Source organism: Streptomyces sp. enrichment culture, from assembly GCF_964272855.1.
In the GTDB taxonomy this organism is placed as follows: Bacteria; Actinomycetota; Actinomycetes; order Streptomycetales; family Streptomycetaceae; genus Streptomyces.
In genome coordinates this window covers 2274810-2296402 of the sequence record NZ_OZ186847.1, presented here as the reverse complement: position 1 = coordinate 2296402, position 21593 = coordinate 2274810, and the positions used below count along the sequence as shown (strand labels likewise).

Sequence of the window (21593 nt, the reverse complement as noted above, 5' to 3'; positions counted from 1 at the left end):
GACAACGAGTGAGGTTCCCATGGCCGACGACGACAAGCTCGTCGAGTACCTCCGATGGGTGACCACCGACCTTGAGGAGACCCGCCGACGGCTGGGCGAGGTCGAGGAGGCCGCCCAGGAGCCCATCGCGATCGTCGCCATGAGCTGCCGGCTGCCCGGCGGTGTCACCACCCCCGAGGAGCTGTGGCGGCTGCTGGCCGACGGCACCGACGCCGTCTCCGGGTTCCCCACGGACCGGGGCTGGGACCTCGACTCCCTGTACGACCCCGACCCGGACCGCGCGGGCACCTCGTACACCCGCCACGGCGGATTCGTCGACGGGTACGCGGACTTCGACCCCGCCTTCTTCGGGATCAGCCCCCGCGAGGCACTGGCCATGGACCCGCAGCAGCGGCTGCTCCTGGAGGTCGCCTGGGAGGCGTTCGAACGGGCCGGCCTGCCCGCCGAGCGGGTGCGCGGCAGCCGCACCGGCGTGTTCGCCGGCGTGATGTACAACGACTACGGCAGCCGGGTCCGCCGCCCCGCCGAGGACACGGAGGGCTACCTCGGCACCGGCAGCGCGGGCAGCGTCGCCTCCGGGCGGGTGGCGTACACCTTCGGCCTGGAAGGTCCGGCCGTCACCGTCGACACCGCCTGTTCCTCCTCGCTCGTCGCCCTCCACCTGGCCGTCCAGGCGCTGCGGCAGGGCGACTGCGAACTCGCCCTGGCCGGCGGTGTCTCGCTGATGGCCACCCCGGCCACCTTCGTCGGCTTCAGCCGGCAGCGCGGCCTCGCGCCCGACGGACGCTGCAAGGCGTTCGGGGCGGCGGCGGACGGCACCGGCTGGTCCGAGGGCGCCGGACTGCTGCTTCTCGAACGGCTCTCCGCCGCGCGCGCCAACGGCCACCCGGTCCTGGCCGTCGTCCGGGGCACCGCCGTCAACCAGGACGGCGCCAGCGGTGCCCTGACCGCGCCCAACGGTCCCGCGCAGGAACGCGTCATCGAACAGGCCCTGCGCAACGCCCGGCTGCGGCCCGACCAGATCGACGCCGTGGAGGCGCACGGCACCGGCACGACGCTCGGCGACCCCATAGAGGCACGGGCGCTGCAGTCGGTGTACGGAAAGGGCAGGCAGGCGGCGCGGCCGCTGTGGCTCGGCTCCCTGAAGTCCAACATCGGCCACACGCAGGCCGCGGCGGGCGTCGCCGGGATCATCAAGACGGTGCTGGCGATGCGCCACGGCGTCCTGCCGCGGACCCTGCACGCCGACGAGCCCTCACCGCACGTCGACTGGCAGGCCGGACCGCTCGCGCTGCTCACCGAGGCCCGGCCCTGGCACCGCGCCGACGGCCCCCGCCGCGCCGGAGTCTCCGCGTTCGGCATCAGCGGCACCAACGCGCACGTCCTCATCGAGGAGGCACCCACCGGCGACGAATCCGAGGGATCCGAGGAATCCGCCGCGCAGGATTCCGAGCCGCCGCCCACCGCCCAGCCGTCGGGCCTCCCGCCGCTGTGGACGCTGTCGGCCCGGACCGCCGAGGCCCTGAGCCGCCAGGCCGAACGGCTCGCCGCCCACGTACGGGCCCACCCCGAGCTGCGTCCCGCGGACATCGGCTGGTCGCTGCTGCGCACCCGCACCGCGTTCGCGCACCGCGCCGCCGTCGTGGGCCGTGACCGGGACGAACTCCTGGCCGCCCTGGAGGCGACGGCGGCCGGGGACCCCGCCCCCGGCGCGGCACGCGCCGCCGCCACGACCGGCCGGGCCGCCCTCGTCTTCCCCGGCACCGGCAGCCAGTGGGCGGGCATGGCCGGCGACCTCCTCGACACCTCACCGGTGTTCGCCCGGCGGATCGAGGAGTGCGCGCGGGCGCTGCGCCCCTACGTGGACTGGTCCCTGACCGACGTGCTGCGCGGAGCGCCCGGCGCGCCGTCGCTGGAGCGCACCGAGGTCGTCCAGCCCGCGCTGTGGGCCGTGATGGTCGCGCTGGCCGCCCTCTGGGAGTCCGCCGGCGTCGAGATCTCCGGGGTCGTGGGCCATTCGCAGGGCGAGATCGCGGCGGCGGCCGTCAGCGGTGCCCTGTCGCTGCCGGACGCGGCGCGCGTGGTGGCCCTGCGCGCCCGCGCCCTGGCGTCGATCAGCGGTCGCGGCGGTCTGGTGTTCGTCGCCGAGGCCGCCGACGACGTACGCCGCCGGTTGGCGGACGGCCACGGCGGCCTCACGGTGGCCGCGGTCAACGGGCCCCGCTCCGTGGTCGTCGCCGGATCCGACGCGGACCTCGACGCGCTGCTCGCCCGCTGCGAGAAGGAGGGCGTCTGGGCACGCCGCGTCCCCCTCGCCTACGCCTCCCACACCCCGCAGGTCGAGGCGGTGCGGGAGGAACTGCTGACCGCACTGGCGCCGGTGGCGCCCCGGGCCGCCGCGAGGCTGCCCCTCTACTCCCCGGCGACGGGCGGGCTCGTGGAACCCACGGCGCTGGACGCCGGCTTCTGGTACCGCAGCCTCCGGCAGCCGGTGGAGTTCGAAGCCACTGTCCGCGCCATGCTGGCGGACGGCTTCGACCTGTTCATCGAGTGCGCCCCGCACCCCGCCCTCGCCCAGGCCCTGCACGAGACCGTCGAGGACACCGGCGCCGAAGCCGCCGTCGTCGGCACGCTGCACCGCGGAGACGCCGGCCTGCGCCGCTTCACCCACGCCGTCGCCGAGGCGGTGGCGGCCGGCGCCCGGCTGGACGCCGACCGGTACTTCGGCGCCGCCGAGCGGGTCGACCTGCCCACGTACGCCTTCCGGCGCACCCGCTTCTGGCTGCCGGGCGACGACGACACGGCGGCGCCCACCGCGTCGCGGGACAGCGAGGACACCTGGCGGCTCGCCGTGACGGAGCCCGGCGACCTCGGCAGTCTCGCTCCGGTGCCCGCCCCCGACGCCCGCCGTGACCTCGCCCCGCACGAGATCCGGGTCGCCGTGCGGGCGACGGGACTGCACTTCGGGGACGTGCTCGCCGGACTCGGCCTCGCCCCGCACGGGCGGGACGGCACGGCCCTGGGTGTCGAGGCCGCCGGTGTGGTCCTGGAGACCGGGGCCGACGTCACCGGTGTCGGCGTGGGCGACCGCGTGATGGGTCTCTTCCCGGGCGGCGCGGCCGGCCCGGTCGCCGTCACCGACCACCGCTTCACCCTCCGTACGCCCGCCGCCTGGTCCTTCGCCGAGGCCGCGGTGACCCCGCTGGCCTACGTCACCGCCCACCACGCCCTGTTCGGGCTCGCCGGGCTGCGTCCGGGCGAGTCGGTGCTCGTGCATGCCGCGAGCGGCGGCACCGGGCGGGCGGCGGTGCACCTCGCCCGGCACCATGGGGCGGACGTCCTCGCCACCGACACCCCCGACCACTGGACGGAACTGCTCGCCCTGGGGCTGCCGGAGGAGCGGCTGGCCTCCTCGGCCACCCCCGGGTTCGCCGCGTCGCTCCTCGACACCACCGGCGGGCGCGGCGCCGACGTCGTCGTGAACTGCCTGGCGGGGGAGTACACCGACGCCACACTGCGGCTGCTGCCGCGCGGCGGGCGGTTCGTGGAGACCGGCCGCACCGACGTGCGCGACGCCGACCGCGTCGCCGCGGACCACCCGGGCGTCAGCTATCTGGTCGCCGACCTCGCCGGCCTGGCCGCCGCCGGACCGGACCGCATCCGGTCCGTCCTCACCGAACTCGCCCCGCTGTTCGGCGACGGCACGCTCTCCCCGCCGGCCGCGCCCGTCTGGGACACCGACGGGGCCGCGGCGGCGCTGGACCATCTCGCCCGGGCCCGGCACGCAGGCCAGGCGGTGCTCGTCCTGCCGTCGGCGGACCGCTCGGGCCCCGCCGCCCCACCCGCCGGGCCGCCCGTCGCGCCGGCCCGGGAGACCGTGCCGGCCGAGCTGCGCGACCTCGACCCCGGCGCCCGGCACGCGTTCCTGCTGGACCTCGTCCGCACGGAGGCCGCCGCCGTCCTCGGCCACGACGACGCCCGCGCGATCGGCTCCGACCAGCGCTTCCAGGAACTCGGGCTCGACTCGCTCACCGCCGTCCAGCTGCGCTCCCGGCTGGCCGCGGCGACCGGACTGCGGCTCACCGCGACCCTGGTCTTCGACCACCCCACCCCCCGGGCGGTCGCCCATCACCTCCTCGCCCGCACCGGCGGGGACGCCGCCGGCCAAGAGCCCCGGCCCGCCGGCACCCGGCCCGCCGGCACCGACGAGCCCCTGGCGATCGTGGCGACGAGCTGCCGGTTCCCCGGCGGCGTGAGCTCGCCCGAGGAGCTGTGGCAGGTGCTGGACGCCGGAGCCGACGTCATCGGCGACTTCCCCCGGGACCGCGGCTGGAACCTCGCCGAACTTCACGCGGAGACGGACGGGCCCGGCACCACCTACGCCCGCCAGGGCGGCTTCATCGACACGGTCGCCGACTTCGACGCCGCGTTCTTCGGGATCTCACCACGCGAGGCACTGGCCATGGACCCCCAGCAGCGGCTGCTGCTGGAGACCGCCTGGGAGGCGTTCGAACGCGGCGGCATCGACCCCGAGTCGGCGGCCGACGGCCGCGTCGGCGTCTTCGTCGGCTCCAACGGACAGGACTACCCGAGGGTCCTCGCCACCGGGAAGGAGGACCTGGAGGGGTACGTCGGCACCGGCAACGCCGCCAGTGTCCTGGCCGGACGCGTCGCCTACGCGTTCGGCTTCAAGGGCCCGGCGGTCACCGTCGACACCGCGTGCTCCTCGTCGCTGGTGGCCCTCCACTGGGCCGCGCAGGCGCTGCGCCGGGACGAGTGCTCCCTGGCCCTGGTGGGCGGCGTCACCCTCATGACGAGCCCCCTGCTGTTCACCGAGTTCAACCGGCAGAAGGTGCTGTCCCCGGGCGGCAGGTGCCGGTCCTTCTCCGCCGACGCGGACGGTACGAGCTGGAGCGAGGGCGTCGGCGTCCTGCTCGTGGAGCGGCTGTCCGACGCGCGGCGCCACGGGCACCGGGTGCTGGCCGTGGTGCGCGGCTCCGCCGTCAACTCCGACGGCGCCAGCAACGGCCTCACGGCACCCAACGGACCGGCCCAGGAGCAGGTGGTGCGCAGTGCCCTCGCCGACGCGGGCCTCACCGCCGCCGACGTGGACGCGGTGGAGGCCCACGGCACCGGCACGAGACTCGGCGACCCCATCGAGGCGCAGGCGCTGCTCGCCACCTACGGGCAGCGCCCCGCCGGCGCCCCGCTGTGGCTGGGCTCGCTGAAGTCCAACATCGGCCACACGCAGGCCGCTTCAGGTGTCGCGGGCATCATCAAACTGGTCGAGGCGCTGCGGCACGAGCGGCTGCCGAAGACCCTGCACGTGACCGAGCCGACCCCGCACGTCGACTGGTCGGCCGGGGCGGTGGAACTCCTCACCGAGCCCCGCCCGTGGCCGCGCGACGGGCGCCCGCGCCGGGCGGGCGTGTCGTCGTTCGGCATCAGCGGCACCAACGCCCACGTCATCGTCGAGGAGGCCCCCGCCGCCGACCCGGAAGACGCGAGCGACCCGCACAACGACCCGTACGACCCGTACGACCCGAGCGCCCCGGACGGCCTGGAGCCGGAGCCGGAGCGGGAGCCGTCCGCCGAGGACGGCCGCCCGGTGCCGTGGATCCTGTCCGCCAGGAGCCGGCAGGCCCTGCGCGGCCAGGCCGCGCGGCTGGCGGAACACTTGACGGCCGCCCGGCCCGCGCCCCGGCCCGTGGACGTGGGCTGGTCCCTCGCCACCACCCGCGCCGCCCTGCGCCACCGGGCCGTCGTCCTCGCCGAGGACCCCGAGCAGGTGTCCGCCGCGCTCGCCGCGGTCGCCGCGGGCCAGGACGCCGCCGGTGTGGTGTACGGGGAGGCGCGCGAGGACCACAAGGCGGCCTTCCTGTTCGCCGGGCAGGGCAGTCAGACCGCCGGCATGGGACGGGACCTGTACGCCGCCCACGCCGCCTTCGCCGACGCCTTCGACGCGGCCTGCGCCGCCCTCGCCCCGCACCTGCGGCTGCCGCTGCGCGAGGTGGTGCTCGCCCCGGCCGACGCCGCGCCCGACGGGCTGCTCGACCGCACCGAGTACGCGCAGCCCGCCCTGTTCGCCTTCGAGGTGGCCCTGTTCCGGCTCCTGGAGTCCTGGGGGATCACCCCGGACCTGCTGGCCGGGCACTCGGTGGGGGAGATCGCGGCCGCCCACGTGGCCGGAGTGCTCGACCTGGCCGACGCCGCCGAACTGGTCGCGGCGCGCGGCCGTCTGATGCAGGCGCTCCCGGAGGGCGGCGCGATGGCCGCCGTCGAGGCCGGTCCGGAGGAGGTCGGCGCCCTGCTCGACGCGGCGGGCGGCGCGGTCGGGATCGCCGCGGTCAACGGCCCGCGGGCGACCGTGCTGTCCGGACCCCGCGACGCGGTGGACGGTGTCGTCGGCGCCCTCCGCGAACGCGGCCGCCGGGTCTCCTGGCTGCGGGTGAGCCACGCCTTCCACTCCCCGCTGATGGACCCGATGCTCGACGCGTTCGAGCAGGTCGCCGAGCGGCTGACGTACCACCCGCCGCGTATCCCGGTCGTCTCCACCCTGACCGGACGGGCCGCGACCGGCGAGGAGCTGTGCTCGCCCGCCCACTGGGTCCGGCACGCCCGGGGCACCGTGCGCTTCCACGACGCCGTCCGCACCCTGGAGGAAGCGGGCGCCACCCTCTATGTGGAGGTGGGTCCGCTGGGCGTCCTCAGCCCGATGGCCGGCGACTGCCTGACGGGCGGCGGCACCGTCGTCGCGGCCCAGCGCAGGGACCGGCCGCAGGAGGCGACGCTGCTGCTCGCCGTCGGCGAACTGTACGCGCGGGGCCTGCCGGTGGACTGGCGGGCCGTCCTCGCCGGGCGCGGCCCGCGGACGGTGGAGCTGCCCACGTACGCCTTCCAGCGCGAGCGGTACTGGCCGCGGCGCGGCCTCGCCCGGCACGACGCCTGGCACGACGCCCGGCACGACGGGCACCCCGTCCTCGGCACGGTCACCCGGCTCGGCGACAGCGGCCGGTACCTCGCCACCGGCCGCCTCTCGGTCGAGGCGATCCCCTGGCTCGCGGAACACCGCGTGTTCGAGGCCACGGTCGTACCCGGAACCCTCTACGTCGAACTGGCCGTCCAGGCCGCGCACGCCGTCGGCAGTCCGCTGGTGCGGGAACTGACCCTGCACACCCCGCTCGTCCTCCAGGACGCCGAGGCCGAACTCCAGCTCCTGGTCGGCGAGGAGGACGAGTCCGGAACGCGTCCGCTCCAGCTGTACGCCCGGCCGTACGACGGCACGGACACCGCGAGCTGGACCCTGCACGCCGACGGCACCCTCGCCGCCGCCGACGCGGCGCCGGGCCCCGGCCTGCGCCAGTGGCCGCCCGCGGCGGCCGAGCCGGTCGACGTGGACGGCCTGTACGCGGACTTCGCCGCCCAGGGCGTGGACTACGGCCCCCTCTTCCAGGGCGTGACCGCGGCCTGGCGGGACGGGGACGTGCTCTACGCCGAGGTCGGCCTCCCGGACGGCGGCGACCCCGGCGCCTTCGCCCTGCACCCCGCCCTGTGGGACGCCGCCCAGCACCCGGCCGCGATGGACGGCCTGGGCTCCGGCTCCGGAGCGGCGGTGCCGTTCTCCTGGACGGACGTCCGGGTGCACGCCGCGGGCGCCGCCCAACTCCGGGTGCGGATCGCGCCGGCCGGCGAGAACACCGTCACCATGGCGATCGCCGACGGCCTGGGCGAACCGGTGGCGGACGTCGCCCGCCTGACGGCCCGGCGCGCCTCCGCCCGGCACCTGGGCACCGAACCCTCCGGCGCGGCGGGCGACCTGTACCGCGTCGACTGGGTGACGGGCACCGTCGCCGGCACCGCCGAGCCGCCGACCCTGGCCTGGCTCGGCACGGAACGGCCCCCCGCCCCGCTCACCGGCATCGTCGAGGCCGGGGCCGACGCGGGCGCCGACTTCACCCTCGTACCGATCACCCGGCAGGACGACGCGGTACCGGCTGCAGCGGCGCAGGCGCTCCGGGCCGTGCGGTCCTGGCTCGCCGACGACGGCCGTTCCGCGCGCGGCCGGCTGGTCCTGCTCACCACGGGCGCCGTCGCCTGCGACCCGGACGAGCCGCTGGACAGCCCCGCCCAGTCGGCCGTATGGGGCCTGGCGCGCGCCGCCCAGGCCGAGTACCCCGGGCGGGTCGTGGTGGCCGACCTGGCCGGGGGCGATGCCGCCTGGGACGCCCTGCCCGCCGCCCTCGCCTCGGGCGAACCCCAGTTCGCGCTGCGCGGCGACCGCATGCTCGTACCCCGGCTCGCCCCAGCGGCCGCCCCCGCCACCGGCGGCACCGCCCTCGACCCGGACGGCACGGTCCTGATCACCGGCGGCACCGGAGACCTCGGCGCGCTCCTGGCCCGCCACCTCGTCGAGGCACACGGCGTCCGCGGCCTGCTGCTGGCCAGCCGGGGCGGCCCCGCCGCCGAGGGCGCGCCGGAACTCGCCGCCGCGCTGCGCGAGTCGGGCGCCGAGGTGACGGTGGCCGCCTGCGACGTGACCGACCGGGACGCGCTGGCCGCACTGATCGCCGCCGTCCCCGCCGAACGGCCGCTGACCGCCGTCGTGCACGCCGCCGGGGTCCTGGACGACGGTGTGATCGGCTCCCTCACCGAGGACCGCCTGGACCGCGTGATGGCGCCCAAGGCCGTCGCCGCCCGGAACCTGCACGAACTCACCCGGGACCTGGAGCTGTCGGCGTTCGTGCTGTTCTCCTCCGCCTCCGGCGTGCTCGGCTCCGCCGGACAGGGCGCCTACGCCGCCGCCAACAGCTACCTCGACGGGCTCGCCCGGCACCGCGCCGCCGCCGGACTGCCCGCCACCTCACTCGCCTGGGGCCTGTGGCAGCAGCGGGAGCGCGGCATGGCCGGCGGACTGACCGACGCCGAACGCAGCCGCATCACACGGGCCGGCTTCGGCGCGATCGCGCCGGACACCGGACTCGCCCTGTTCGACGCCGCACTCCAGCGGCCCGAACCGGTCCTCGTCCCCGCCCGCTTCGACCTGCCGCTGCTCCGGCCGCGCGGCGCCGACCCCGACTTCCCGCCGGTCCTCAAAGGCATCGTGCGCCCCCCGCGCACACCCGCCCCCGCCGTACGGGCCGCCGCGGCCGGCGGCCCCACGCTCGCCGAGCGGCTGCTGCCGCTGGACGACGCCGGACGGGAACGGCTGCTGCTCGACCTCGTCCTCGCCCAGACCGCCGCCGTGCTCGGACACGGCTCGGCCCGCGCCATCGCACCCGACCGGCCCTTCACCGAGTCCGGGCTCGACTCGCTGGCGGCCGTGGAGATCCGGGGCCGGCTCGACTCCGCCACCGGGATCCGCCTGCCCGCCACCGCGGTCTTCGACCATCCCACGCCCGCCGCGCTGGCCGCCTACCTCCGCGACGAACTCGTCCCCGCCGCGCCCCGGCCCCTCGACGCCGCCCTCGACGACCTCGCCCGGCTGCGGGACGCGATCCCCGAACTGGCGGGCGACCCAGAGGCGGCCGAACAGGTCCGGCTACGGCTGAAAGGGCTGCTCACCGCCTGGGACCAGGCCGTCGCCACCGCGGAAGCGGTGCCCGACGAACCCGAGGGCGACGCGCTCGACTCCGACGACATCGGCGAACTGCTCGCCATCATCAACGAAGAGCTGGGGAACACCTGATGACGGCCACCGACGCGACAGCCCCGGACTCCCGGCAGGTCGTGGACACCCTCAAGCGGCTGACCACCGAACTGCGCCAGGTCCGCAAACGGCTCCAGGACACCGAGGACGCGGCCCGCGAACCCGTCGCCGTCATCGGCATGGCCTGCCGCTACCCCGGCGGCGTCCGCACCCCCGAGGACCTGTGGCGGCTCGTCGCCCAGGAACGTGACGCGGTGTCCGCGTTCCCCACCGACCGCGGCTGGGACCTCGACGCCCTGCACGGGCCGGACGCCGAGGACGCCGGCACCAGCCACGCCGACGCCGGCGGATTCCTGTACGACGTCGCCGACTTCGACCCGGCGCCCTTCGGCATCGGCCCCCGCGAGGCCACGGCGATGGACCCCCAGCAGCGGCTGCTGCTGGAGACGGCGTGGGAGGCCTTCGAACACGCGGGCATCGACCCGGCGACCCTGCGCGGCAGCCGGACCGGCGTCTACGCCGGGATCATGTACCACGACTACGCCGCCCGGCTGCGCGAACTGCCCGACGAGGTCATGGGCTACCTGGGCACCGGCACCTCCGGCAGCATCGCCTCCGGCCGGATCGCCTACACCTTCGGCCTGGAGGGCCCGGCCGTCACCATCGACACCGCCTGCTCCTCCTCCCTGGTCGCCCTCCACCTCGCCGTCTCGGCGCTGCGCAAGGGCGAGTGCTCGCTCGCGATGGCCGGCGGGGCCACCGTGATGGCGTCCCCCATGCCCTTCGTCGACTTCAGCCGCCAGGAGGGCCTCGCCTCCGACGGCCGGTGCAAGTCGTTCGCCGCCGCCGCCGACGGCACCGGCTGGGCGGAGGGCGCCGGGATGCTGCTGCTGGAGCGGCTGTCCGACGCCCGCCGCAACGGCCACCGCGTGCTGGCCGTCGTCCGCGGCACCGCCGTCAACCAGGACGGCGCCAGCAACGGCCTGACCGCGCCCAACGGGCCGGCCCAGCAGCGGGTGATCCGGCAGGCCCTCGCCGACGCCGGCCTCGGCCCCGCCGACGTGGACGCCGTCGAGGCGCACGGCACCGGCACCAAGCTCGGTGACCCCATCGAGGCGCAGGCCCTGCTCGCCACGTACGGCCGGGGCCGTCCCGCCGACCGCCCGCTGCTGCTCGGCTCCCTGAAGTCCAACATCGGCCACACCCAGGCCGCGGCAGGCGTCGGCGGCGTCATGAAGATGGTGCTCGCGCTGCGCGAGGGCAGCCTGCCCAGGACCCTCCACGTCGACGAGCCGACCCCGCACGTCGACTGGACCGCCGGCGCCGTGGAACTGCTCACCGAGGCCCGCCCGTGGCCCCGCGGCGAGGCGCCCCGCCGTGCCGCCGTCTCCTCGTTCGGGTTCAGCGGCACCAACGCGCACGCCATCATCGAGGAGCCCCCGCACCCCGACGAGCCCGCGCCCGCCGACCCGCGGCCCGCCGCCCGGCCCGCCGCCCTGTGGGCCCTGACGGCCGCCTCCGAACCGGCGCTGCGCGGCCAGGCCGCCCAGCTCGCCGCACACCTGCGCCGCCACCCCGAGACCCGTGCCCTCGACGTCGGGTACTCCCTGCTCACCACCCGCACCGCCCTGGAGCACCGCGCGGTCCTGGCCGGGCACGACCGGGGGGCGATGCTGCGCGACGTGGAGGCGTTCGCCGCCGGCCGGTCCTCCGGGCTGCTGCACACGCGGACCGTCCAGGGCGGCCTCGCCATGATGTTCACCGGCGGCGGCAGCCAGCGCCCGGGCATGGGCCGCGAACTGCACGCCGCCTTCCCGGCCTTCGCCGACGCGTTCGACGCCGTCTGCGCCGAGCTGGACCGGCACCTGCCCGCCCCGCTGCGCCGCGTCGCCTTCGGCGAGCCGGGGGAGGAGGCGGAGGCGCTGCTGGCCGGGCAGGCCTACGCGCAGCCCGCGCTGTTCGCCGTCGAGGTGGCCCTCTTCAGGCTGTTCACCTCCTGGGGCGTCGAACCCGACCACGTCCTCGGCCACTCCGGCGGCGAACTGGCCGCCGCCCACGTCGCCGGAGTGCTCTCGCTGCCCGACGCGGCGGCCCTGGTCGCCGCGCGCGGCCGGCTCACCCAGGCACTGCCGGAGGGCGGCGCCATGGTGGCGGTCGCCGCCTCGGAGGACGAGGTCCGGCCCCTGCTGGCCGACGGCGCCGAGATCGCCGCCGTCAACAGCCCCGAGGCGGTCGTCCTCACCGGCGACGAACACGCCGTCACCGCGCTCGCCGCCCACTTCGCCGGACTAGGCCGCAAGACCAGGCGGCTGAACGTCAGCTACGCCTCCCACTCGTCCCGCGTCGACCCCATGCTGGACGACCTCCGGCAGGTCGCCGCCGGCCTGGAGTTCCGGCCGCCCCGGATCGGCTTCGTCTCCACCGTCACCGGCCGGCCGGTCGACGACGAGGAGCTGTGCACCCCCGAGTACTGGGTGCGCAACGCCCGCCGGCCCGTCCGGTTCGCCGACGCCGTACGCCACCTCGAGGCCGCCGGGGTGCGCACCTTCCTGGAACTCGGGCCCGACGCGGCACTCACCCCCATGGCCGGTGCCTGCCTCACCGCCCCCGACGCGGCGGCCCTGTCCGCCCAGCGCGCCGGCCGCGCCGAGGTCACCACGGTGACCACCGCCGTCGGCCACCTCCACGCGCGCGGTACGGCCGTCGACTGGGAGGCCTGCTTCCAGGGCACGGGCGCGCGGAAGGTGGAGCTGCCCACGTACGCCTTCCAGCGCCGCCGCCACTGGCTGGAGGCACCGGCACGCCGTCGGCTCGACGTGTCCCAGGCCGGCCTCGCCTCCCCCGAGCACCCGCTGCTCGGCGCGAGCATCGTGCTCGCCGACTCCGGGGAACTGCTGTACACGGGGCGGCTGTCGGCGGCAGGCCAGCCCTGGCTGGCCGACCACGCCGTCGGCGGCGCCGTCCTGCTGCCCGGCACCGCCTTCCTGGAACTCGCCCTGCGCGCGGGCCGCCAGGCGGACTGCGACCACCTCGACGAACTCACCCTCACCGCCCCCCTGGTGATACCGGCCGACGCGGCGGTGGTCCTGCAGATCCGGGTCGGCGCCCCCGACCCGGACGGACGACGGCCCGTCGAGGTGTACGCGCGCGCCGAGGACGCCCTGCCCGGACAGCCGTGGACCCGGCACGCCTCGGGCACCGTCTCCCCGGCGCAGCCCGGCCCGGAGCCCGATCCGGAGCCCGACCCGGAACTCGCCCACTGGCCGCCCGCCGACGCCACCGCCCTGGACCTCGACGACCTCTACGACCGCCTCACCGCCCAAGGGCTGCGCTACGGCCCGGCGTTCCAGGGGCTGCGCGCCGCCTGGCAGCGCGGGGACGACCTCTTCGCCGAGGTCGCCCTGGACGACGAACAGCACGACTCCGCCGACGCGTTCGGCATGCACCCCGCCCTCCTCGACGCCGCCCTGCACGCCCTGGCCCTGGGCGCCCTGCCAGGAGCCCCCGACACCGCCGCGCTCCCGTTCGCCTGGCACGGCGTGACCCCGCACGCGGGCGGAGCCGCCGCCGCGCGGGTACGGCTCACCGCGGCCGGCCCCGGCACCGTCGCCCTCCACGCGGCCGACCCGGCCGGCTTGCCGCTGCTCACCGTGGAATCCCTCGCCCTGCGCCCCGCCGGACAGCTCGCCGACACCGGCCCGGCCACGGCCGAACCGCTGCTGCGGGTCACCTGGGCGGCCCCGCGGACCCCGGTCGTCCCGGCACCGTACGGCGGGACGGCACCGCTCGCCGAGGCACTGCGCGCCACGGACCCGCCCCCGGACGTCGTGCTCCTGGCCCTCCTCGACGCGCCGCCCGGATCCCGGTCGGCCCCGGCGGCGGCGGAGACCGTCGCCGACGCCCTGGAACTCGTCCGCGGCTGGCTCGCCGACGACCGGTTCGCGGACACCCGCCTGGTCGTCGCCACCCGGGGCGCGGTGGCCGCCGACGCGGACGAGGACGTCACCGACCTGCCCGCGGCGGCCGTCCTGGGCCTGCTGCGGTCGGCCCAGTCGGAGCACCCCGGGCGGATCGTCCTGGTGGACACCGACGACCCCGGCACGCTGCCCCGCGACCTGGGCGCGGTGCTGGGCGCCGACGAGCCGGGCGTCGCCCTGCGCGGCGGCCGGCTCCTCGTGCCCCGCCTCGCCCCCGTCCCCGCCGCCGACGAGGGACGGCCGGTGGCGTTCGACCCGGACGGCACCGTCCTGATCACCGGCGGCACGGGGGCGCTCGGCGGGCTCCTGGCCCGCCACCTCGTCACCCGGCACGGCGTGCGCCACCTGCTGCTGACCAGCCGCAGCGGCCCGGCCGCCGACGGCGCGGACGAACTCGCCGCCGAACTGCGCGAGGCCGGCGCCGACGTCACGGTCACCGCGTGCGACGTCGCCGACCGGGGCGAGGTGGCCGCCCTGCTCGACGCCGTCCCGCCGGACCACCCGCTGACCGCCGTCATCCATGCCGCCGGGCTCCTCGACGACGGCACCGTCGAGGCACTGACCCCCGAACGGGTGCACCGCGTCATGGGCCCCAAGGCCGTCGGCGCCTGGCACCTGCACGAGCTGACCCGGGACCTGGAACTGTCCGCCTTCGTGCTGTTCTCGTCGGCGGCCGGCCTGCTCGGGGCCCCCGGACAGGGCAACTACGCCGCCGCCAACGGCTTCCTGGACGCCCTGGCCGTACACCGCCGCCGGCTCGGGCTGCCCGCCCTGTCCCTGGCCTGGGGACTGTGGGAGGGCACCTCCGGGATGGTCGCCGGAGTGGACGCCCCGGCACGCCGCCGCCTGGCCGCTCTCGGCATGCGGCCGATCCCCGCGGCCGAGGGCCTGGTGTCGTTCGACGCGGCCCTGCGGGGCACCGACCCGGTGGTGGCACCCCTCCACCTGAACCCGCGCCGGGTCGACGCGACCGCCGTACCGGCCCTGCTGCGCGGCCTGATCCGGCCCGTACGGCAGCGGCGGCGCACCACCGCACCGGCCGGTCCGGGAGACGGCGGCCTCGCCCGGCGTCTCGCCGCCCTGCCCGAGAGCGACCGGCTGCGCGAGCTGACCGGGCTGGTGCGGGCCGAGGCCGCGGCGACCCTGGGCCACGAGGGCGCCCAGGACGTGCCGGGCGACCGCCCGTTCTCCGAGCTCGGCTTCGACTCGCTCGCCGCGATCGAACTGCGCAACCGACTCGGCGCGGCCACCGGGCTGCGGCTGCCGACGACCACGGTGTTCGACCACCCCACCCCCGGTGGTCTCGCGGCCCGCCTGCTGACGCTGCTGCTCGACGCCCCGGCGCCGGCCCGCGCGCCCGCGCGGACGTCCGCGCCCGCGGACGAGCCGATCGCCATCATCGGCATGGCCTGCCGCTACCCGGGCGGCGTGACCTCGCCGGAGGACCTGTGGGACCTCGTCCGGACCGGCCGCGACGCCATCACCGAGATGCCCCGCGACCGAGGCTGGGACATCGACGGCCTGTACGACCCCGAGCACGGCCGGCGCGGCACCTTCTCCACCCGGCACGGCGGGTTCCTGCACGACGCGGCCGACTTCGACCCCGGCTTCTTCGGCATCAGCCCCCGCGAAGCCCTCGCCATGGACCCGCAGCAGCGGCTGCTGCTGGAGGTGTCCTGGGAGGCGTTCGAACGCGCGGGCATCGACCCGAAATCCATGCGGGGCAGCGACACCGGTGTCTTCTCCGGCGTGATGTACCACGACTACGGGTCCTGGTCGCGGAGCGCCCCCGAGGACGTCGAGGGATACATCGGCTCCGGGACCGCCGGCAGCGTCGCCTCCGGACGGGTCGCCTACGCGCTGGGCCTGGAGGGACCGGCCGTGACCGTGGACACGGCCTGCTCGTCGTCGCTGGTCGCGCTGCACCTCGCCGCGCAGGCCCTGCGGGCCGGCGAGTGCTCCTACGCCCTGGCCGGCGGAGCCACCGTGATGGCCACCCCCGCCCCCTTCGTCGAGTTCAGCCGCCAGCGCGGGCTGTCCGGGGACGGGCGCTGCAAGTCGTTCGCCGCGGGCGCCGACGGCACCGGATGGGGGGAGGGCGTCGCCGTCCTCCTCGTCACCCGGCTCTCGGACGCCCGCCGCGACGGGCACCGCGTCCTCGCCGTGCTGCGCGGCAGCGCCGTCAACCAGGACGGCGCCAGCAACGGCCTGACCGCCCCGAGCGGACCCGCGCAGCAGCGGGTGATCCGGCAGGCGCTGGCGGCGGCCGGACTGACGGCCGGTCAGGTCGACGCGGTCGAGGCCCACGGCACCGGCACCGTGCTCGGAGACCCCATCGAAGCGCAGGCACTGCTGGCCACGTACGGCGGCGAGCACGGCGAGGACCGGCCCTTGTGGCTCGGCTCGCTCAAGTCGAACATCGGGCACACCCAGGCCGCGGCCGGAGTCGGCGGCGTGATCAAGATGGTGCAGGCGATGCGCCACGGAACGCTCCCGCGCACCCTGCACGTCGACAGCCCCTCACCCCACGTGGACTGGTCGTCCGGCGGGGTGCGGCTGCTGACCGAGGCCGTCGAGTGGCCCGACACCGGCGAACCGCGCCGGGCGGGCGTGTCCTCCTTCGGCATCAGCGGCACCAACGCCCACGCCATCGTCGAACAGGCCCCGGAAGACCTGGCCGCCCCGCTCCCGGCACAGCCCCTTCCGGCGGGGCGGGCGGACGACGACGGCGCGCCCTGGCTGCTGTCGGCCACCACCCCCCACGCCCTGCGCGACCAGGCACGGCGCCTGCTGGCGCAGGTGACCGCGCGGCCGGACACCCCGGCCCGCGACATCGCCTTCAGCCTGGCCACGACCCGGTCCGCGCTGCGCCACCGCGCGGCCGTCCTCGCCGCCGGCCGGGAGGAACGGCTCGACGCGTTGCAGCGGCTCGCCGAGGGCGCCACGGCCGCCCCGGGCGTCCTGACCGGGCGGGCCGCCGACGGCAAGGTGGCCTTCCTGTTCAGCGGACAGGGCAGCCAGCGGGCCGGCATGGGACGCGAACTGGCCGCCGCCGACCCCCACTTCGCCAAGGCGCTGGACGAGGTGTGCGAACACTTCGGCCCGCTCCTCGACCGCCCCCTGCGGGACGTCCTGTCCGCCGGCCCGGGCACGCCAGACGCCGCCCTCCTGGACCGCACCGAGTACGCCCAGCCGGCGCTGTTCGCCATCGAGACCGCGCTGCTGCGCCGACTCCAGGCGTGGGGTGTGCGGCCCGACGTGGTCGCCGGGCACTCCGTCGGGGAGTTCGCCGCCGCCCACGCGGCGGGCGTCCTCGGCCTGGCGGACGCGGCCGCCCTCGTGGCCGCGCGAGGCCGGCTGATGCAGGCGCTGCCCGCCCACGGCGCGATGACGGCCGTCGAGGCGTCGGAGGAGGAGGTCGCCCCGCTGCTGACGGAGCAGGTCACCGTCGCCGCCGTCAACGGCCCGGCCTCCGTGGTGCTGTCCGGCGACACCGACGCGGTGGACGCGGTGGCCGCCCGGCTCGCCGCGGAAGGCCGCCGGACCCGCCGGCTGCCGGTCGGCCACGCCTTCCACTCGCCCCACGTGGACGGGATGCTCGACGAGTTCCGGCGGATCGCGGAGAGCTTCATCTTCCGGGAGCCCACCCTCCCGTTCGTCTCCACGGTGACCGGCGCTCCCGCCTCCGCCGCCGAACTGTGCTCACCCGAGTACTGGGTGCGCCAGCTCCGGCGGCCCGTGCGGTTCCGCGACGCGGTCGAGAGGCTGGAGTCGGACGGCACGACCCTCTTCGTCGAGGTCGGGCCCGGCACCGCGTTGACCGCACCGGCCCGGGCCACCCTGACCGACCGGGAACGCGCCGTCGTACCCCTGCTGAAGCCCGGCGCCCCGGAGCCCGCAGCACTGCGCGCCGCCCTGGCCGAGGCGCACCTGAACGGCATGACCGTGGACTGGGCGGCGTACTTCCAGGGCTCGGACGCCCACCGCGTCGACCTGCCGACGTACGCCTTCCAGCGCCGGCGGTACTGGCTGGCCCCCGCGCCCCGGCAGACGGACCAGGCCCACCCCGTGCTGGGCCCCGCGGTCACCGCACCGGACATCGAAGGCGCCGTCTTCACCGGTGAGCTGGACGCGCGCGTGCTGCCCTGGCTCCCCGGACACCGCGTCGCCGGAACGGCCGTCCTGCCCGGCGCCGCCTTCGTGGAACTGGCCCTGCACGCGGGCACCGAACTCGGCTGTCCCACGGTCGAGGACCTGGTGCTGCGGGCCCCACTCGCAGTCCCGGAACACGGCACCCTCCCGCTGCGGCTGTCCGTGCGGGAACCCGACGACCACGGCAGGCGGCCCTTCACCGTCTACGCCGCGACCGACGGCGACTGGACCGCGCACGCCGTCGGCACACTGGCGCCCGACACCGCCCGGCCGCCCACCCCGCCCACGCAGTGGCCACCGGCCGGCGCGACGGCCGTCGACCTCACCGGCGCCTACGAGCGGCTGACGGAGGCGGGCCTGGCGTACGGCCCGGCGTTCCGGGGCCTGAACGCCGTATGGCGCCACGGCGACGAACTCTTCGCCGAGGCCGCCCTCCCCGACGACACCGACCCGGGCGCCTTCGCCCTGCACCCCGCGCTCCTGGACGCCTGCCTGCACGCCCTCGGACTGGGCGAGGAGGACGGGCGACCCGCCCCGGCCGTCCTGCCGTTCTCCTGGCGTGGCGTCCGGCTGCACACCACCGGGGCGCGCACGGTACGCGTCCACCTGACGCCCGACACCGCCTCCGGAGACTTCTCCCTGGAGCTGACCGACACCGACGGCACACCGGTCGCCTCCGTCGCGGCCCTCGCCCTGCGCCCGGTGACCGGCGACCGGCCAACGGCCGCCGACCGGGCGCTGCTGCGCGTCGACTGGCACCGGCCGGACGCCGCGCGGCCGCCCGCGACGACGCCCGACACGAGCACCTGGACCGTCATCGGCCCCTCGCGCGTCGGCCCCTTCCTGCGCGCCGCCGACCTGGCCTCCGTCCCGGAGAACACCGACACCGTCCTCGTACCGTTCCAGGAACCCGCCGACCCGCTCGACCCGGAGCCCCCGCGCCGGGCCCTGGAACTGATCCGCGGCTGGCTGGCCGACCCGCTGCGGGAGAGGTCCCGGCTCGTCGTGGTGACCCGGCGCGCCGTCGCGGCGGCGCCCGGCGAGGACGTCCCCAACCTGGCGCACGCCCCGCTGTGGGGCCTGCTGCGCACCGCCGCCACCGAGCACCCCGGCAGGTTCGCCGTCGTCGACGTGGACGGCGAGGAGGCGTCCTGGCGCGCCCTGCCGGCCGCCGTGGCCGCCCACGCGACACAGATGGCCGTACGACAGGGCGAACCGCGCGTGCCCCGGCTCGTGCCGGGCACGTCCGGTGCCTTGCCCGGCGCGTCCGGTGCCGTCCCCGACATGTCCGGTGCCGTGTCCGGCACGCCGTTCGGCCCCGACGGCACCGTGCTGGTCACCGGCGCCGCGGGCGGCCTGGGCGGCCTGATCACCCGCCACCTCCTGGCCGCGCACGGCGTACGGCACGTCCTGCTCGCCGGCCGTCGCGCCGACGACCCGAGGCTGTCCGCCCTGGCCGCCGAGGTCGACCGGCTCGGCGGTACGGCGGTACTCGCCGGCTGCGACATCGGCGACCGCGCGGCGCTGGCGGCGCTGCTGGACGGTGTCCCGCCCGAGCACCCCCTCACCGGGGTCGTGCACTGCGCGGGCGTCCTGGACGACGGAGTGCTCGCGTCCATGACCCCGCAGCGCCTGGAGAACGTCCTGCGCGTGAAAGCCGCCTCAGCCTGGCACCTGCACGAACTGACCCAGGACCGCCAACTGTCCGCCTTCGTGCTGTTCTCGTCGGCGGCCGGTCTGCTCGGCGCGCCCGGACAGGCCAACTACGCCGCCGCCAACACCTTCCTGGACGCGCTGGCGCAGCACCGCCGGGCACACGGCCTGCCCGCGCTCTCCCTGGCCTGGGGCCCCTGGGACCAGGACGGCGACGGCATGGCGGGCCGCGCGCAACTGCGGCGCATCGCCCGCGCGGGCGTCCAGGCACTCACGCCCGAACGCGGACTGGCCCTGTTCGACGCGGCCGTCCGCGCGAGCGACCCCGACCCGGTGCTCGCCCCGCTCGTCACGGCCCCGGCACGGCAGGCCGCCCCCGGCGACACCGCCGCCCTCCCCGAACTGCTGCGGACCACGGTCCGGCCCCCGGCCGGGACACCCCGCCCCGCACGGCACGAACACCCGGGTGACACCACGTCACCGGCCGCCCGCCTGGCCGGACTGGGCGCCGCCGACCTGGAGGCCGCCCTGCGCGACACCGTCCGCACCGAGGTGGCGGCCGTCCTCGGCTTCCCCTCGCCCGACACGGTCGACGAGCGGGGATCACTCCCCGAGCTGGGCCTGGACTCCCTCACCGCGGTCGAACTGCGCAACCGGCTGGAACGGGCCACCGGCCTGCGACTGGCGGCGACCGTGGTGTTCGACCACCCGACCCTCCCCGCCCTCGCCGGCCGCCTGCGCGACGACCTGCTCAGCGACCGCCCCGCCCCGGCGGAACCCGGCGCCGACAGCGTCAGCGCCCTGTTCCGGCAGGCCCGGCGGACGGGCCGCACCCTGGACGGCATCGAACTGCTCAAGACGGCCTCCCGGTTCCTGCCGTCCTTCACCGGCACCGCCGGCCTGGACCCGCGGCCCGAACCGGTGCGGCTGGCGGGCGGCGACACCGCCGCACCCGCACTCATCTGCTTCCCGGCGCTGGTCGCGAAGTCCGGGCCGGGGCAGTTCGCCCGGTTCGCGGGCACCCTGCGCGGACTGCGCGAGGTGGTGGCGCTGCCGGAGCCGGGCTTCCTGCCCGGCGAGCCCCTGCCCGCGCGCTGGGAGGCGGTGGTCGACGCCCAGACCGAGGCGGTCCGGCGGTTCGCGGGCGGGGCACCGGTCGCGCTGCTCGGCTACTCGTCGGGCGGCTGGATCGCCCAGGCGGTGGCCGCCCGGCTCGACGAGACCGGGGAGACACCGGCGGCGCTGATCCTCCTCGACACCTATCTGCAACGGGAGACCAGCGGCGCGCTCGCCACCGCCCTCACCGACGGACTCTTCGCTCGGCACGGCTCGGACGCGGACACCGACGCCCGGTCCCTGACGGCCATGGGCGCCTATTTCCGGGTGTTCGAGGACTGGACTCCCACCGGGACCGACGCCCCCACACTCTTCCTGCGGGCGGCCGACGCGCTGCCCGGCACCCAGCCGGACGCGAAGCCGTCCTGGGCCCCCGAGGCCACGCTGCAGGAGACCCCCGGCGACCACTTCTCGATGCTCGAGGAGCACGCCGGCACCACCGCACGAGCCGTCCACTCATGGCTCTCCGAGCTTCCGGAGCTTCCTGGGCTCTCCAGGCCTCCCGAGCGGACGGTTCCCCTTACGAGCTCAAGGAGCGAACGCAATGACTGAGATAACCCCCGAGCTGGTGGAGAACGCGTACGTGGCGCTCGTGTCCCTCGACCGCGCGGAGGCCGCCAAGTACTGGTCGGAGGACGTCCGCTTCTCGGTCCCCGGCCGTCACGCGCAGGCCGGCTGGCACAACGGCCTCGACGAACTCCTCGCCTTCCGGCGCGCGTTGACGGAAGCGGCGGGCGGGAACTTCGAGGTCGAGATGGTCACTTCCATGATCAGCGGCAACGAGTGCATGGACGTGGTCAAGGTGCGCGCGGTACGCCCCGGCGCCCCGGAGGGCAGCACCTCTCCCTACGACGTGCTCGACGCCCTCGGCGTGCAGGTGTTCCGCTGGGAGAACAGCCTGATCGTCGAAGGCCGCGCCGGATTCTTCGGCGACGGCGCGACCAACTACGACCAGTGGTGGTCGCCGCTGGGCGCGGACGGCGAGCGCCGGTACCGCTGACCATGACTGGCGTGTCCCTGACCGGAGTTATCCACAGGGCAAGCGGAGT

At 76.6% G+C, this 21593-nt stretch carries 3 protein-coding genes; all 3 read left to right on the top strand.

Features of this window, described 5'->3' with window-relative positions; genetic code table 11:
• Window positions 1-19 precede the first annotated feature (19 nt).
• From ACSU6L_RS09655 to ACSU6L_RS09645, 3 genes are read left to right on the top strand one after another with little or no spacing between them, the layout of a single operon-like run.
• Window positions 20-9685, top strand: a complete 9666-nt coding sequence (locus ACSU6L_RS09655) for an SDR family NAD(P)-dependent oxidoreductase (RefSeq protein WP_437055517.1) — start codon at window positions 20-22, stop codon at window positions 9683-9685.
• A complete protein-coding gene (locus ACSU6L_RS09650) occupies window positions 9685-21096 on the top strand; it encodes an SDR family NAD(P)-dependent oxidoreductase (protein ID WP_437055515.1) in 11412 nt (3803 codons plus the stop codon). The genes ACSU6L_RS09655 and ACSU6L_RS09650 overlap by 1 nt, the downstream gene beginning before the upstream one ends.
• On the top strand, window positions 21089-21544 hold the full coding sequence (locus tag ACSU6L_RS09645; RefSeq protein ID WP_437055513.1) for a nuclear transport factor 2 family protein: 456 nt from the start codon (window positions 21089-21091) through the stop codon (window positions 21542-21544). Before ACSU6L_RS09650 ends, ACSU6L_RS09645 begins: the two co-directional genes overlap by 8 nt.
• The last annotated feature ends 49 nt before the right edge of the window (window positions 21545-21593 follow it).

What these genes read in the sequence shown, in the direction of transcription:
- ACSU6L_RS09655 (WP_437055517.1), top strand. Translation starts at nt 20, where the DNA reads ATGGCCGACGACGACAAGCTCGTCGAGTACCTCCGATGGGTGACCACC.
- ACSU6L_RS09650 (WP_437055515.1), top strand. Translation starts at nt 9,685, where the DNA reads ATGACGGCCACCGACGCGACAGCCCCGGACTCCCGGCAGGTCGTGGAC.
- ACSU6L_RS09645 (WP_437055513.1), top strand. Translation starts at nt 21,089, where the DNA reads ATGACTGAGATAACCCCCGAGCTGGTGGAGAACGCGTACGTGGCGCTC.